This is a genomic window from Nocardia tengchongensis, from assembly GCF_054781395.1.
In genome coordinates this window covers 196,072-210,285 of the sequence record NZ_BAAGUM010000003.1, presented here as the reverse complement: position 1 = coordinate 210,285, position 14,214 = coordinate 196,072, and the positions used below count along the sequence as shown (strand labels likewise).

13 protein-coding genes are annotated in these 14,214 nt (G+C 69.9%); 4 read left to right on the top strand and 9 right to left on the bottom strand.

Features of this window, described 5'->3' with window-relative positions:
• Positions 1–18: 18 nt before the first annotated feature.
• The 9 genes from mraY to ACYVKL_RS03795 all read right to left on the bottom strand — a co-directional run bounded on the left by mraY (position 19) and on the right by ACYVKL_RS03795 (position 10,150).
• Positions 19–1,095 carry a phospho-N-acetylmuramoyl-pentapeptide-transferase gene (gene mraY, locus ACYVKL_RS03835; RefSeq protein ID WP_379171095.1) on the bottom strand — a complete coding sequence of 359 codons (1,077 nt, stop codon included), beginning with the start codon at positions 1,093–1,095 and terminating at the stop codon, positions 19–21.
• The gene (locus ACYVKL_RS03830; RefSeq protein WP_379171097.1) at positions 1,092–2,576 is read right to left on the bottom strand and encodes a UDP-N-acetylmuramoyl-tripeptide--D-alanyl-D-alanine ligase; all 1,485 of its coding nucleotides are present in this window, start codon (positions 2,574–2,576) and stop codon (positions 1,092–1,094) included. Before ACYVKL_RS03830 ends, mraY begins: the two co-directional genes overlap by 4 nt.
• The gene (locus tag ACYVKL_RS03825; protein ID WP_379171099.1) at positions 2,573–4,228 is read right to left on the bottom strand and encodes a UDP-N-acetylmuramoyl-L-alanyl-D-glutamate--2,6-diaminopimelate ligase; all 1,656 of its coding nucleotides are present in this window, start codon (positions 4,226–4,228) and stop codon (positions 2,573–2,575) included. Before ACYVKL_RS03825 ends, ACYVKL_RS03830 begins: the two co-directional genes overlap by 4 nt.
• A gap of 181 nt (positions 4,229–4,409) precedes the next feature.
• A complete protein-coding gene (locus ACYVKL_RS03820; RefSeq protein WP_379171101.1) occupies positions 4,410–6,344 on the bottom strand; it encodes a peptidoglycan D,D-transpeptidase FtsI family protein in 1,935 nt (644 codons plus the stop codon).
• A 16-nt stretch (positions 6,345–6,360) separates the two neighbouring features.
• Positions 6,361–7,044: a cell division protein FtsL gene (locus ACYVKL_RS03815; RefSeq protein WP_379171103.1), complete on the bottom strand. Its 684-nt coding sequence runs from the start codon at positions 7,042–7,044 to the stop codon at positions 6,361–6,363.
• 82 nt (positions 7,045–7,126) lie between these two features.
• Positions 7,127–8,107, bottom strand: a complete 981-nt coding sequence (gene rsmH, locus ACYVKL_RS03810) for a 16S rRNA (cytosine(1402)-N(4))-methyltransferase RsmH (protein WP_379171106.1) — start codon at positions 8,105–8,107, stop codon at positions 7,127–7,129.
• A gap of 203 nt (positions 8,108–8,310) precedes the next feature.
• On the bottom strand, positions 8,311–8,742 hold the full coding sequence (gene mraZ / locus ACYVKL_RS03805) for a division/cell wall cluster transcriptional repressor MraZ (RefSeq protein WP_213560465.1): 432 nt from the start codon (positions 8,740–8,742) through the stop codon (positions 8,311–8,313).
• Positions 8,743–9,158: 416 nt separating this feature from the next.
• On the bottom strand, positions 9,159–9,584 hold the full coding sequence (locus ACYVKL_RS03800) for a DUF3040 domain-containing protein (protein WP_379171108.1): 426 nt from the start codon (positions 9,582–9,584) through the stop codon (positions 9,159–9,161).
• Positions 9,585–9,709: 125 nt separating this feature from the next.
• Positions 9,710–10,150, bottom strand: coding sequence for an SAV_6107 family HEPN domain-containing protein (locus ACYVKL_RS03795; protein WP_379171110.1), 441 nt, complete (start codon positions 10,148–10,150; stop codon positions 9,710–9,712).
• 207 nt (positions 10,151–10,357) lie between these two features.
• Here ACYVKL_RS03795 and ACYVKL_RS03790 point away from each other — a divergent pair, with 207 nt between their 5' ends.
• Genes ACYVKL_RS03790 through ACYVKL_RS03775 form a run of 4 tightly spaced genes read left to right on the top strand, consistent with a single transcriptional unit; the run spans position 10,358 to position 14,212 of the window.
• Positions 10,358–10,969, top strand: coding sequence for a GNAT family N-acetyltransferase (locus tag ACYVKL_RS03790; protein WP_213560463.1), 612 nt, complete (start codon positions 10,358–10,360; stop codon positions 10,967–10,969).
• Positions 10,966–12,582 carry a phytoene desaturase family protein gene (locus ACYVKL_RS03785; RefSeq protein ID WP_379171112.1) on the top strand — a complete coding sequence of 539 codons (1,617 nt, stop codon included), beginning with the start codon at positions 10,966–10,968 and terminating at the stop codon, positions 12,580–12,582. Before ACYVKL_RS03790 ends, ACYVKL_RS03785 begins: the two co-directional genes overlap by 4 nt.
• A 34-nt stretch (positions 12,583–12,616) precedes the next feature.
• Positions 12,617–13,441 carry a carotenoid biosynthesis protein gene (locus ACYVKL_RS03780; RefSeq protein WP_379171114.1) on the top strand — a complete coding sequence of 275 codons (825 nt, stop codon included), beginning with the start codon at positions 12,617–12,619 and terminating at the stop codon, positions 13,439–13,441.
• Between the two features lie 21 nt (positions 13,442–13,462).
• Positions 13,463–14,212, top strand: coding sequence for an LppM family (lipo)protein (locus ACYVKL_RS03775; protein WP_379171116.1), 750 nt, complete (start codon positions 13,463–13,465; stop codon positions 14,210–14,212).
• The last annotated feature ends 2 nt before the right edge of the window (positions 14,213–14,214 follow it).

The window sequence follows — 14,214 nt, the reverse complement described above, 5'->3', positions numbered from 1 at the left end:
TGTTCGGCCATCGTCGTCTCACCCTGCCGCAGAGAGGTATTCGCTGTAGAACAGGCCCAGTCCGATCGCCGAGGCCATACCGGCCAGCAACCAGAACCGGATGATGACCGAGGTCTCGGCCCACCCGCTCAACTCGAAGTGGTGATGGAACGGTGCCATCTTGAACAGGCGATTGCGGGTGGCGCGGAACACCGCCACCTGCAGCACCACCGAGGCCGTCTCGGCCACGAACAGCGCGCCGATCACGACCATGAGCAGTTCGGTGCGGGTGGTGATGGACAGGCCCGCGAGCAGACCGCCCAGCATCAGCGAACCGGTGTCGCCCATGAAGATCTTGGCGGGCGCGGCATTCCACCACAGGAAGCCGATGCATGCCGCACCGCCCGCGGCGCACACCAGCGCCAGATCCAGTGGATCACGCACCTGGTAGCAGCCGGCCACCGCGTGCGCGGAGCACGAGTTACGCCACTGCCAGAAGGTGATGATCATGTACGCGCCCAGCACCAGGCTCATCGAACCGGCCGCCAGGCCGTCCAGGCCGTCGGTCAGGTTCACCGCGTTGGACCAGGCCACCACGATGAGGCAGACGAACGCCAGGAAGACGATCACGCTCATCGACAGCGTGTTGATGTCGCGGGTGTAGGACAGCCGCTTGTCGCCGGGGGTCAGGCCGTGAATGTTCTTGAACTGCAAGGCCAGGACGCCGAAGACGATCGCCGAGGTGAGCTGGCCGATGTACTTGCCGGCCGCGGTCAACCCCAGGTTGCGCTGCTTGCGCAGCTTGATCAGGTCGTCGGTGAAGCCGACGAAGCCCAGCGCGGTGGCCAGGCCCATGACCAGCAGGCCCGAGGCCGAGGGCCCCGGCTCGCCGTAGGTCATGGAGATCAGGTGCGAGCCCAGGTACCCGGCCCACATGCCGATGATGATGGCCACGCCACCCATGGTGGGGGTGCCGCGCTTGGCCTTGTGGCTCTCCGGGCCGTCGACCCGGATCTCCTGGCCGAAGCCCTGTTTGGCGAAATAGCGGATCACCACGGGGGTGAGCAGAATGGAAACGGTCAGCGCGATCGCGGCCGACAATAGGATCTGGGTCATCGAGCGGCCTCCTGCTCCGCACCGATCAGGTGTTCGGCGACGGTCCACAGACCGACGGACTTGGATGCCTTCACCAGCACCACCGCACCCGGCTCGAGCTCCTCGTCGAGCAGGGCGATGGCCGCGTCGATATCGGGCACGTGGATGGCTTCCTCACCCCAGGACCCCTCCTGCACCGCGCCCTGGAACAGGGCGCGGACCGGACGGCCCGAGCCGACCACGACGAGGCGGTCGACGTCGAGTCGCACCACCAGGCGGCCGATCTTGTCATGTTCGATGACCGATTCCTCGCCCAGCTCGCCCATTTCGCCGAGCACCGCCCAGCTGGGGCGCGGCTGCGCACCGGCCCGGGACATGGTGACCAGCGCCTTGAGCGCGGCCCGCACCGAATCCGGGTTGGCGTTGTAGGAGTCGTTGACGACGGTGACGCCGTCGGCGCGGGTGCGCACGTCCATGCGGCGGGCCGAAGCGGCGGTCGCACCGGCCAGCGCCGCGGCCACGGTCGCGAGATCCGCGCCCTGGTCGAGGGCGACGGCGGCGGCGGAGAGCGCGTTGCCGACCTGGTGCTCGCCGGACACCGCCAGCCGCACCTCGACGGATTCGCCGTTGGCGTGCAGCGTGAACCGGGCGCGCGCCTGTTCGTCGAGAACGACGTCGGTGGCGCGCACGTCCGCGTTGCCGGCCAGGCCGACGGTCACCACGCGGGCGGCGGTGCGCCCGGCCATCTTCGAGACCAGGTGGTCGTCGGCGTTCAGCACGGCGAGCCCGGAGGCGGGCAGCGCCTCCACGAGTTCACCCTTGGTCTGCGCGATCACCTCGCGGCTGCCGAACTCGCCCAGGTGCGCGGTGCCGACATTGAGCACGACGCCGACACTGGGCGGGGCGATCTCGGTGAGCGCCTTGATGTGTCCCGGGCCGCGAGCCGAGAGCTCCAGCACCAGGAAGCGGGTCTGCGCGTCGGCGCGCAGCGCCGTCCACGGGTGACCGAGCTCGTTGTTGAACGAACCGGGCGGGGCCACAACGGGTCCCAGCGGCGCGAGCACGGCCGCGATCAGATCCTTGGTGGAGGTCTTGCCCGACGAACCGGTCACGCCGACCACCGTCAGCGTGCCCGCCTGGACCAGGCGGTCCACGCTGGCGCGGGCCAGCGCGGCCAGCGCGTCCAGCACCGCCGCGCCGGAGCCGTCGGTGTCGTGGCTCAGTGCGATGGCGCGCGTGTTCCCGGGGCGGGGCTCCACCACGATGGCGGGCACCCCGACCGGCCGGGCGGCCAGCACCGCGACCGCGCCCTGCGCGACCGCACCGGCCGCGAAGTCGTGGCCGTCGGCGTGCTCACCCGGCAGCGCCAGGAACAGGTCACCGGAACCGATTCGGCGCGAATCGAATTCGGCCGAGCCGGTGACCCTCGCCTCGGGATCGGCGACGTCGTGCAGCGTGCCGCCCACGACCTCCGCGATCTCCCGCAAAGTCATCTCGATCATGAATGCGTCAGGTCCCTCGTCTTTTCCGACAGGGCGGCCGCGAGTACCTCACGGTCGTCGAACGGCTGCTTCACGCCTGCAATCTCCTGCCCTGTCTCATGTCCCTTGCCCGCGATCAGCACCGCGTCGCCGGGCCGCGCCCAGTCGACCGCGGCCCGGATCGCGGCCGCCCGGTCCCCGACCTCCCGGACCTCACCGCGTTCCGCGTCCGGCACCTGTTCGGCGCCGGCGAGCACCGCGGCGCGGATAGCGGCCGGATCCTCACTGCGCGGATTGTCATCGGTAATGATGGCCAGGTCGCTGCCGCGCGCCGCCGCCGCACCCATCAGGGGCCGCTTGCCGGCATCACGATCACCGCCCGCGCCCACCACGACCGCCAGACGTCCCGTCCCACGCCCGGAATGGGCGCCCTCGGACAACCACGTGCGCAAGGTCGCCACGACCGATTCGATCGCGGCGGGCTTGTGCGCGTAATCCACCACGGCCAGAAACTCCTGGCCCCTGTCCACCCGCTGCATGCGGCCCGGCACATCGACCTCGCCGAGCGCCGCAGCGGCAGTCTCGATATCGGCGCCCGCCGCCGCGCACACCGCGACCGCCAGCAGTCCATTGGCGATGTTGTACGCACCCGGAAGCCGCAGCCACACATCCACATTGACGCCCGGCCCCGAAGCGGTGAACTCCTGGGTGCCGCCCGCACCGGCGATGGCCGCACCGGAAGTCCAGTCCGCCGGCACGCCCGGACGCGTCGCCACCGTGCGCAACCGGCCGGTGGTATCACCGGATTCGGCTGCCAGGCAATCGGATACGTCGCCCGCCAGGCGCTGCCCCCACGCGTCGTCCACGCAGATCACCGCCGTGCGCGCGCCCACCGAGGGGCGCGACACGGCAGCGGTCTGCGGGCCGTCGGGAATGAACAGGCGGCGCTTGGCGGCGAAGTAGTCCTCGAAGTCGGCGTGGAAGTCGAGGTGGTCCTGGGACAGGTTGGTGAACGCGCCGACCGCGAAGCTCACCCCGTCCACCCGGCCGAGCGCCAGCGCGTGACTCGACACCTCCATGACCACCGCGTCCACGCCCTGCTCGGCCATCACCGCGAACATGGCGTGCAGCTGCGGGGCCTCGGGGGTGGTGAGCGCCGAGGGCACCCGGACCCCGCCGATGCGGGTCTCGATGGTGCCGATCAGCGCGGTGCGCATGCCGGCCGCGGCCAGCCCGGCCTCCACCAGATACGAGGTGGTGGTCTTGCCCGAGGTGCCGGTGATACCGATGATGCGGAGGGTGCGAGACGGATCACCGTAAAGGGCCGAGGACAACTCGCCGAGAACGGTCCGCGGCGCGTCGTGCACCAGCACGGGGACGCCGATCTCGCCGATCGACGCCGCACCGGCCGCATCGGTGAACACCGCGACCGCGCCCCGCGCGACCGCGTCGGCGGCATAGCGCGCGCCGTGCGAGTGATCGCCGGCCAGACCGGCGAACAGATCGCCCGGCAGCACCGCGTTCGAGCGCTGCTCGATACCCGTCACCTGGACTTCTTCGAAACCTGCCACGGACCCTGCGGGCGTCGCACCCGTCAACTCCGCCACCGTGCGCAAGCTGGTCGCCGTCACTGCAGCGGGCCGAAACACCTGCGGGCTGGACTGCGCGGGCACGAAGCTCCTCTCACGGCGGTTTCATATGAAGGCTGTGTGTATGTAGAAAACGATCCGGACGACCGGATCGACGAGTCAGGTTACCTGTGTTCGATCGCCGCGCGATCGGCACGGCGGTGTTGCGTCACCCACCGGTAGTGGTATCGGCGGCGCACTGTGTCACGACCATCCGTTCCCCGCGCTAACTCGCCTGCAGAATCAGCTGTTTGGCGGGCGGCGACGGCGGGATCCGATCCCGTTGCAGCAGCCACGACGCGATGCTGTGGAACAGCGGCGCGGCCGAACCGCCACCGCTGCCGTCCGAGCTGCGCACCGGCCCGTCGAGCATCATGCCGATCACATAGCGCGGATTGTCGGCGGGGGCCATGCCCGCGAAGGTGATCCAGTAGCGGTCGCTGGAATAGCAGCGGCACTTCGGATCGATCTGCTGGGCGGTGCCGGTCTTGCCGGCGATCTGATAGCCCTCGATCGAGGCCGGAGAACCGGTGCCGCTCTGGATGCCGCGCGGATCCTTCTGCACCACGGCCTGGAACATCTGCTGCAGCGTCTTCGCGGTCTGCGGGCTGACCACCTTCACGCCCTCCGGCGGCTCCTCCTCGGTGCGCGCGCCGTCCGGGGCGATCTTGGCCTTCACGATGCGCGGCGGAATCCGCACGCCGTCATTGGCGATCGCCTGGTACATGCCGGTCATCTGCAGCGTCGTCATCGAAAGACCCTGGCCGATGGGCAGGTTGGCGAAGGTGGAGCCGGACCACTGGTCGCGCGAGGGCACCACGCCGCCGCTCTCGCCGGGCAGGCCGACACCGGTGCGCTGACCAAGGCCGAACTTCTTGAGCATGTCGAAGTAGCGGTCCTCGCCGACGCGCTGCGCCAGCATCAGGGTGCCCACATTCGAGGACTTACCGAACACGCCGGTGGTGGTGTACGGGGCGACACCGTGCTCCCAGGCGTCGTGCACGGTGACACCGCCCATGAAGATGGAGCCCGGAACCTGCAGCACCTCGTCGGGAGTGGTGAGGCCGTACTCGATGGCCGAGGCCGCGGTGACGATCTTGTTCACCGACCCCGGCTCGTACACCTCCTGCACCGACGGGTTGCCCAGATCCGTGGTGGACCAGAAGCGCGGGCCCATCGCGGGATTGAAGGTGTTGTCGTTGGCCATCGCCAGCACCTGGCCGGTGTGCACGTCCAGCACCACCGCCGACGCCGCGCTCGCGCCCGACATGTCCTTGGCCTGCTGCACCTGCTGCTGCACGTAGTACTGCAGATCCGAGTCCAGGGTCAGCTCGACGCCGAAACCGTTCACCGCGGGCTGGCGGTCACGCCACGAACCCGGGATCACCGCGCCGTCCGAGCCGCGGTCATAGGTCTGCGAGCCGTCCGAACCGGCCAGCAGGGCGTCCATCGAGGACTCCAGGCCGATCTGGCCGTGCCCGTCCCAGCCGGTCGCGCCGATCACATTGGCCGCCAGCGAACCACCGGGATACTCGCGCATGTCCTGGCGTTCGAGCCCGACCTCCGGGAACTTCAGCGTGATGTCGGCGGCGACCCGCGGATCCACATTGCGCACCAGATAGACGAACGGCTCGTCGCTCTTCAGCTTGGCCAGAACGTCCTTCTCGGGCGCGTCCTTACCGAGCTTCTCGTGCAGGTACTTGGCGATGGCGGCGAGCCGGTCGTCCGGCTCCGGCGCGGTCTTGGGCTGCTTCTCCCGCTCGTCGGCCAGATCCTTGCGGACCCGCACCGGTTGAAAGGTCAACGCCTTCGCCGCGATCGTGAACGCCAGCGACTTCCCGTAGCGATCGGTGATCGGGCCCCGGGTGGCGGGATCGGCCAGCTTCACCGTCCGCTGACTGGCCGCCTCCGACGACAGCTTCGGCGCGGAAATGCTCTGCACCCACAGCAATTGGATGGCGGCCACGGCCAGGGCCACCAGCATCACCAGCCGGCCCACCCCGAACCGGAACCGCGTCCCGGAATCCAGTCCCGGAGCGGGCCGCGGTCTGGACTGCCGCCCCGGCCCCGAACCCGCCCGTCCCGCACCCGACTTCGCCCGTGCGACCGCCGCCCGTGCCCGGCCGGAATCGCGCCCGCGCCCGGCGCGGGAAGGGCTCATCGACCAGCCCCGATCATCACCGAGGAGCTCCATTGGCCTGGACGGCCGGGTTCGGCGGCGTCGGAAGCGGGGCCGCCGGAACGGGATTTGCGGCGGAGGTGGTCGGCGGAGCCGAGGTGGTGGACGGCGCCGGGGCCGGCGTGGTGGGCACCGGGACCACACGCTCACCCTGCGACTGCGACGGCTTGGGCGGGGCCGCGGGCGGCGTGGTGTTCAAGGCCGGAGCGGGCGCGCCCTGCGCGGGCTGCGGGTTGCCGACCACGGTGACCTGGCCGTCGGGGGCGATCAGCAGCCGGGCCGGATCCTTGGCCGGGATCATGCCGAGTTCGGCGGCGCGCTGGGCCAATTCGGGCGCCGAGTCGGCCGCGGCCACCTCACGCTGCAACGCGTCACGCTCGTCGGACAGCTTCTGGTTGACGCGGCGCTGATCACCGAGCTGGTAGCTGTCCTCGGTGGCACGGGTGGTGAGCAGCAGCGTCAGCGCCAGACCGCAGCCCAGCAACGCGATGATGGTGGCCACGAAGGACATCCGGCCACGCGACATCGACTCGCTGCGCCGGCCCCGGCGCATGCCCGGCAGGTCGGACCCGCCCTCGCGATTGCGGCGGCGGGCGTAGGCGCGTTGCGCCGCACCCGATTTCACCCGCTCGGCGGCCTGTACCCGGCGGGCCCCCCGGCTCACCTGCGTCTTGATCGTCATAGCGCGGCTCCGATCTCTCGGGTCGCGGCCCGGTACCGCGCGTCGACTCGGCGCTGCCGCGCCCACCTACGTGCCTGCCCACTCATGCGCGATCCTCCCCTGCGATCCGTTCCGCAGCCCGCATGCGCACCGGAGCGGCCCGCGGGTTCTCCTCGATCTCCTGCTCGGTCGCCTTCTCCGCGCCGCGGGTCAGAATCTTGAATTCCGGTCCCATGCCGGGCAATTCGACCGGCAGGTCCAGCGGCGTACGCGAAGCCGACCGCTTGGCCAGTTCCAGCTTCACCACCCGGTCCTCGAGCGACTGATAGCTCATCACCACGATGCGGCCACCCGGAGCCAGCGCGTCCAGCGCGGCGGGCATCGCCGCCTCCAGGGATTCCAGCTCGCGGTTGACCTCGACGCGCAACGCCTGGAAGGTGCGCTTGGCGGGATGCCCGCCGGTGCGCCGGGCCGCGGCCGGGATGGTGTCGTAGAGCAGCTCCACCAGTTGCGCGCTGGTGGTGAACGGGGTGCGCTGGCGCCGCCGCAGGATCTCGGAGGCGATCTTGCCCGCGAACCGTTCCTCGCCATAGGTTTTCAGGACCCGGGCCAGCTCACCGTGGCTGTAGGTATTCAGCACGTCGGCGGCGGTGGGGCCGGTGCTGGAGTCCATCCGCATGTCCAAGGGCGCGTCGATGGAGTAGGCGAAGCCGCGATCGGCCTCGTCCAACTGCATGGAGGACACGCCGAGATCCATGAGAATGGCGCTGACCGAGCCCTTATCGGGCAGGCCGGCCTGCTCGAGCGCGTTCGGGATGCCGTCATATCTGGTGTGCACCAGGGTGATCCGGTCCCGGAACGGCGCCAGTCGCTCCCCCGCCAGCTTCAGCGCGGCGGTGTCGCGATCCAGGCCGACGAGTCTGATGTTCGGGTACGTCTGCAGGAAGTACTCGGCGTGACCGCCGAGACCGAGCGTGCAGTCCAGATAGACCGCGCCCTCGGAATGCAGTGCGGGACCGAGGATTTCGTCTGCGCGATGGAGGAGTACCGGAACATGGCGGGGGCCGTCACTGCTCTGGTGCACCTAGGACCTCCCGGAATTCACTGCCTCACGTTCATTCGCACGGCCATACGCGGTCGCGAGCGACGGTGGCCATATCAAAAAACGACCTTCGAAAGTTAGGCGAATGCCCCGTGGTCTCTGACCGAAGCACCGCACCTGGCGTTGGGGAAGTACGTCAGGGTCGGTGTCGGGCAGAGGCCGCAGGGCACTCGCCTCGCTGCGGGCTAGAAGATCTCGCCCAGCGACTCGTCTCTGGCCTGCGAGTAATCCTCCTCGTGCTCGGCGAGGTAGGAATCCCACGCCGTCTTGTCCCATATTTCGAGGAAGTCGACCGAGCCGATCACCACGCAATCCTTGGAGAGATTGGCGTAGCGGCGATGCTCTGCCGACAGCATGATCCGGCCCTGTGCGTCCGGACGTTGCTCATCACTGGAAGCCGCCAAGGCCCGGACGAATGCACGGGCCTGCGGGTTCGATCGGGATGCGGCCGCGGCTCTCCGCGCGAGCGCGGTGAACTCGTCCTTGGGATATACGGCAAGGCTGTGGTCCTGTCCCTTCGTGACCATCAACCCTCCCGCCAGCTCGTCCCGGAACTTCGCAGGCAACGTCAGTCGCCCTTTGTCGTCCAACCGAGGGGTATAGGTACCGAGAAACACGCCTCGACACCTCCTGCCGGATCACCCTCTCGACTGTTCGGCCTCCTGTAGTGCGGGCTCCACATTACCCCACTTTCCCCCACTTTCAATCGAAAGCAGCGGTGATCTCGGTCCCCGCTTGGCGAACTTCGCAGGTCACACCAGCTATCACGGTGGTGGGGAAGATTTCGCGCAGTTCCCCCGACACGCGCGACGCGCGCCGGCGGGCACCCGACAACCGCCAGCAAACCCGCAGATAGCGTGCATATCCGGCACCCGTGGGGCGGTGTGGGGAACCCCCGTGGGGAGGTGTGGGGAATCGGGGGCGACGTCCGACACGCCGAATCCCTACCAACCAGAAACGCCGTGACGCCACACCCTAAATCGGTGTGGCGTCACGGCGTGTCGTGAAGATCTTCAGTTAGCGGCAGGGCAGGTCAACTGTCCTGCTCGAACCTCTTGCGGAACCGGTCCTCCATCCGCGCGGAGAACCCGCCCTGCTTGCGGGGCTTGCCGCGGCCGGCGCCGGAAGCGCCGCCCGCACTCGGATGCGCGTCCGTCGCGTGACCGGACGAACCACCCATTCGGGGGCCACCGATCAGCAACAGCACACCCGCGCCGAACATGACGATGAAACCGACGAGACTGATGATCGGGAAACCGCCCGGCTTGAACGGTGCGGCAATACCGGCCACCAACAGAAACAGACCGAGGGCGAACAGGGCGGCCGCCTGAAGTCTGCGCCGACCGGTGGCAGAACGTAACCGTCCACCCCGAACAGTCGAGGCGAACTTCGGATCCTCAGCATAGAGCGCGCTCTCGATCTGTTCGAGCATGCGCTGCTCGTGCTCGGAGAGTGGCACGGTACCTCCCCCGGCACTAGGTGGTGGCTGTCGCCTCCGGGTAGACGACGGGTAGCCGACCTTGGCGGCTATCTGCCACCAATAATACGAGTTCGATCAGAACCGGACCACCTACTCGCCGATACTCACGCCGGCATTCCGTTCACCCACCCTGAACTGGGACGCATCCGAGACGCAACAGCCACCAGATCAGCGACGTCGTGCAGGAATGCGCCTACCCGCGAAGCGAACTCGTCCGCGCGGTGATCGTCGATGGGCCGCGGCAGCCCCGCCTCGAGCGCCGCGCGGGTCTCGGATTGGCCGGTGAAGTAGTCCGACCACATGACGAATTCCGGTGCCGCGCGCTGCATCAGGACCCAGGCGTTGCGCGAGCGCGCCCGCGGCGCCCGGTCCGCGCCGGTGAGCGCGAGCACCGCGCCCGCCCCGCGCAGCGCCGCCAGGTAGGCGATGCGGAATCGCTCCGCCGGATCGGACTCCCCCCGCGCTTCGGCCAACAGCCCGCCGGCCTTGCCCAACAGGTCGCCGGCCCGGCCGGGCTGCCCCGGACGTTCGATTTTCCCGGTCATTTCGCGTACCTCCCCACTCGACACCCGATTCGCCGACTCCCGGGACAACCGGTCCTCGTCAGGCATTTCACCCGCGAGAGTGATCGAACAGGCATTCGAAGGTTTCTGTTGGGTTTGAATATAGGGAGACCCACCGACAAGTTGACGTCCTGCCGTGGCGCTACTGTCGATCCATCCGTCCGCGCCAACGAGAGTTGCGTCCAGCAGATGACCGCAGTCACCCCCAAACCGACGCCGGCACCCGTCGTCGTCGACATGTCGGCCGCGACCCTGCGCCACCGCCTGCACGACGCACTGGCGGTCTACGTCGCGGCGATGGACTACCCCCGCGGCACCGAACACCAGCGCGCACCCATGTGGACCGAGCACACCACCCGCCCCGGCTGGCAGGCCGTGGCCGCGGTGCTGCCCGACGACGACGGCCGCCTCGACCTGCGCACCGCGCCCATCGTGGCCATCGCCTACGGGTATCACGGCGCGCCCCACCAGTGGTGGCATCAGCAGGTGTACAGCGGCATGCGGCGCACCGGCTGGCCCGAACAGGGCGCGCGCGAACTGCTTTCGGACTACTTCGAACTGACCGAACTGCACGTCCACCCCGCCGCGCAGGGACGCGGGCTCGGCGAGATCCTGCTCACCCGGCTGCTGCAGAACCGCCCCGAGCGCACCGTGCTGCTGTCCACCCCGGAGGTGGACCGCGAGTCCAACCGGGCCTGGCGGCTGTACCGGCGCCAGGGATTCGGGGATGTGGTGCGGCACTTCATCTTCTCCGGCGACACCCGGCGGTTCGCGGTCCTCGGGCGGCGGCTGCCCCTGTGAGCAGGCGCGACATCGGTTCCCGCGACATCGTCATCGTCGGCTCCGGGCACAACGCGCTGGTCGCCGCCTGCTATCTCGCGCGGGCCGGGCACCGGGTCGAGGTGCTCGAACGCGACACCGTGCTCGGCGGGGCGGTGTCCACCGTGGAACGCTTCCCCGGGCACCTGATCGATCGGGGCTCGTCGGCGCACATCATGATCCGGCACACCGGGATCATCGAGGAGCTGGAGCTGGCCCGGTTCGGGCTGCGCTACATCGATTGCGACCCCTGGGCTTTCGCGCCCGCGCCGCCCGGCAGCGAGCTGCCGCCGATCGTGTTCCATCAGGACCTGAACCGCACCTGCGCCTCCATCGCCGCGGCCTGCGGGGAACGCGACGCGCAGGCGTACCGGCGCTTCGTGACCGTGTGGGGGCCGCGCAGCGCCCGGGTGATGCGGGCCTTCTCCGGCACGCCGACCGGCGGGCACCTGCTGAAATCGTTCTGGGGCATGGATCCTCGCGAGGCCGCCGGGGCGACCGGGCGCGCCGGCGCCGCGGCGCTGTCCCGGGAGATGATGCAGACCGGAGACGCGCTGCTGGACAGCCTGTTCGACAGTGAACGGCTCAAGGCGGCACTGGCCTGGTTCGGCGCGCAGTCCGGCCCGCCCATGTCCGAGCCCGGCTCCGCGCCCATGGTCGGCTTCGCGGCGCTGATGCACACGCTGCCGCCCGGACGCGCGGTCGGCGGCAGCGGCGCGCTCAGCGCGGCACTGGTCGCGCGGCTGGAATCCGACGGCGGCACGGTCACCGCCGGGGACGCCGTCACCGCCCTCGCCCGCACCGGCGACCGCTGGCAGGTGCGCACCGCGAGCGGCCGAAACCTGAGCGCGGACACCGTGATCGCGGGCAGCCACATCCTGACCACCCTGAACCTGCTCGAACAGGGCGGATTCGACGCCGCGACGCTCGCCGACTGGCGGCGCCGCATCCGCGTGGGCCCCGGCATCGGCATGGTGGTGCGCGCCGCGATCAGCGATCTCCCCCGCTACCCCGGGGCCGACACCACCGAATCCGCCCACGGCCTGCAACTTCTCGTGACCGACCGGCGCGAGCTGCGCCGCGCCCACGGCGCCGCCCTGGCCGGCGACCTGCCGCCCCGCCCGGTGGTGCTGGCCATGACCTTCAGCGCTCTGGACCCGAGCCTGTCCCCCGCGGGCGAACACCAGGTCACCCTGTGGTCGCAGTGGCATCCCTACGATCTCGCCGACGGCACCGACTGGTCCGCCCACGCCGACCGCGAGGCCGACCGCATCATCGCCGAAGTCGACGCCCTCGCACCGGGATTCGCAAGCAGCGTGACCCAGCGCTTCGTCCAGACCCCCGCCGACCTCGAACGCGAGATGGGTCTGCTGGGCGGCAACGTCATGCACGTCGAGATGTCCATCGACCAGATGTTCATGTGGCGGCCCCTGCCCGAACTCGCGAATCAGCGCGTCCCCGGCGCCCCCGGCCTCTACCTCACCGGCGCCTCCACCCACCCCGGCGGCGGCGTCTCCGGCGCCAGCGGTCGCAGCGTCGCCCGGATCGTCGAGCACGACCTGCGCCCCCGCCGGCTGTTCCCGTCCCGGCGATGACGGACCCCGCCCTATCCGGTGCCGGCGGTGACCGATGACCAGGACCGGGTGGCCGACGACCTCGAAGACCGGGCGCGTCACTCTCGTCGCGGCGGCGCCCGCGGTGTTGCTGGTGCTGGTGCAGATCGCGTATCCGCTGGCGCACGGTGTGGCGCGGGATCGGGTGACCGTGGTGGTCGTATTGCTTTCGGCGGGTGCGGCTCTGGTGCACGCCGCGGTGACGCGGGGCGCACGGTGGGCGGCGGGCTTTCTGATGATCGTGTCCGGGATCGGGTTGGTGGCCGAGGTGCTGGGGACCGCCACCGGGTTTCCGTTCGGCAGCTATGACTATGCGAGCGGGCGGTTGGGGCCCGAACTGCTCGGGGTGCCGCTGGTGGTTCCGCTGGCGTGGACCGGCGGGCTGTATCCGGTGTGGGTCGTGGCCGGGCTGCTGGGCCGGAGTGCGGCCGGGCGGGTTTCGCTGACGGCGGCGGGGGCAGTCGGGTGGGATCTGTTCCTGGATCCGCAGATGGTCGCGGACGGGCAGTGGGTGTGGCGGTCGCCGATCGCGGGACTGCCCGGGCTGGCGCAGATTCCGGTGAGCAACTATCTCGGGTGGTTCGCGGTGGTGCTGGTGATGGCCGGGCTGCTGGAGTGGTGGGATCGCACGGCCCCGGATTCGGGTGCGGCGCGGGTGGTTCCGGTGGCCGTCTTCCTGTGGACCTGGCTGGGGTCGGCGCTGGCGCACGCGGTGTTCCTGGGGCTGCCGGTGTCGGCCGTGTACGGCTGCTGCGGGCTCGGGGTACTGGGGATTCCGCTGGTTCGGGGGCTGAGGGCCCGTCGAATCACCCTGTGGCCCGGGACGCATGGCACGATGTGAGCCGTGCAGCCGAGTCCGAACATGTCGACAGCAGAGGAATCACTCGAATCCGCGCCGCCCCGGCGGCGACCGCGGCGGTGGGTACGGCTGCTGGCCGTGGTCCTGTTCGCGGGACTGGCGTTCCTGCTCACCGGATGCCTGCGGGTGCAGGTGTCGATGGGCGTGTCCTCCAACGACCGGGTATCCGGGCAGATCATCGCGGCCGCCGTACCGCAGCACGACAAGGACAAGGGCCCGCAGCTCAAGGCCCCCGACGGACTGGCCGGCAAGGTGCGGGTCGACACCTACTCGCGCGACGGATACGTCGGCAGCCAGGTGTATTTCGACGATCTGACCTTCGGTGAGGTGCAGCAGCTGGGCGCCCTGTCCGATCAGACCTCGGGCATGTTCAACCTGGTCTTCAGCCGCACCGGCGATCTGGTCACCCTGACCGGCCGGGTGGACCTGAAGAGCCTGCCGCCGCAGGGCTCCGACGTGCAGCTGTCGGTCGCCTTCCCGGCCCGGGTCGCCACCACCAACGGCACCCGCGAGGGCGACCAGGTGGTCACCTGGAAGCTCCCGCCCGGCGACGTCAGCACGCTGCGCGCCGAAGTCGGTTACGCGGACCCGAACACCCGGTCCTTCGCCGGCTGGGCGGGCATCGTCGGCGGCATCACCCTGGCGGTGGCGGCGGTGGTCGCGGTCCTGGCCTACATGACCCGCAACCCCGACCCGCCGGCCTACGTGCGCGCCGCCCGCTGGCTGCGCCCGGACCGCACCAACAGTCGATGACC

Excerpts from the sequence above, each read along its gene's own strand:
- mraY (WP_379171095.1), bottom strand. The coding sequence starts at position 1,095 with ATGACCCAGATCCTATTGTCGGCCGCGATCGCGCTGACCGTTTCCATT.
- ACYVKL_RS03790 (WP_213560463.1), top strand. The coding sequence starts at position 10,358 with ATGACCGCAGTCACCCCCAAACCGACGCCGGCACCCGTCGTCGTCGAC.
- ACYVKL_RS03820 (WP_379171101.1), bottom strand. The coding sequence starts at position 6,344 with ATGAGCCCTTCCCGCGCCGGGCGCGGGCGCGATTCCGGCCGGGCACGG.
- ACYVKL_RS03830 (WP_379171097.1), bottom strand. The coding sequence starts at position 2,576 with ATGATCGAGATGACTTTGCGGGAGATCGCGGAGGTCGTGGGCGGCACG.
- ACYVKL_RS03795 (WP_379171110.1), bottom strand. The coding sequence starts at position 10,150 with ATGACCGGGAAAATCGAACGTCCGGGGCAGCCCGGCCGGGCCGGCGAC.
- ACYVKL_RS03780 (WP_379171114.1), top strand. The coding sequence starts at position 12,617 with ATGACCAGGACCGGGTGGCCGACGACCTCGAAGACCGGGCGCGTCACT.
- ACYVKL_RS03815 (WP_379171103.1), bottom strand. The coding sequence starts at position 7,044 with ATGACGATCAAGACGCAGGTGAGCCGGGGGGCCCGCCGGGTACAGGCC.
- ACYVKL_RS03775 (WP_379171116.1), top strand. The coding sequence starts at position 13,463 with ATGTCGACAGCAGAGGAATCACTCGAATCCGCGCCGCCCCGGCGGCGA.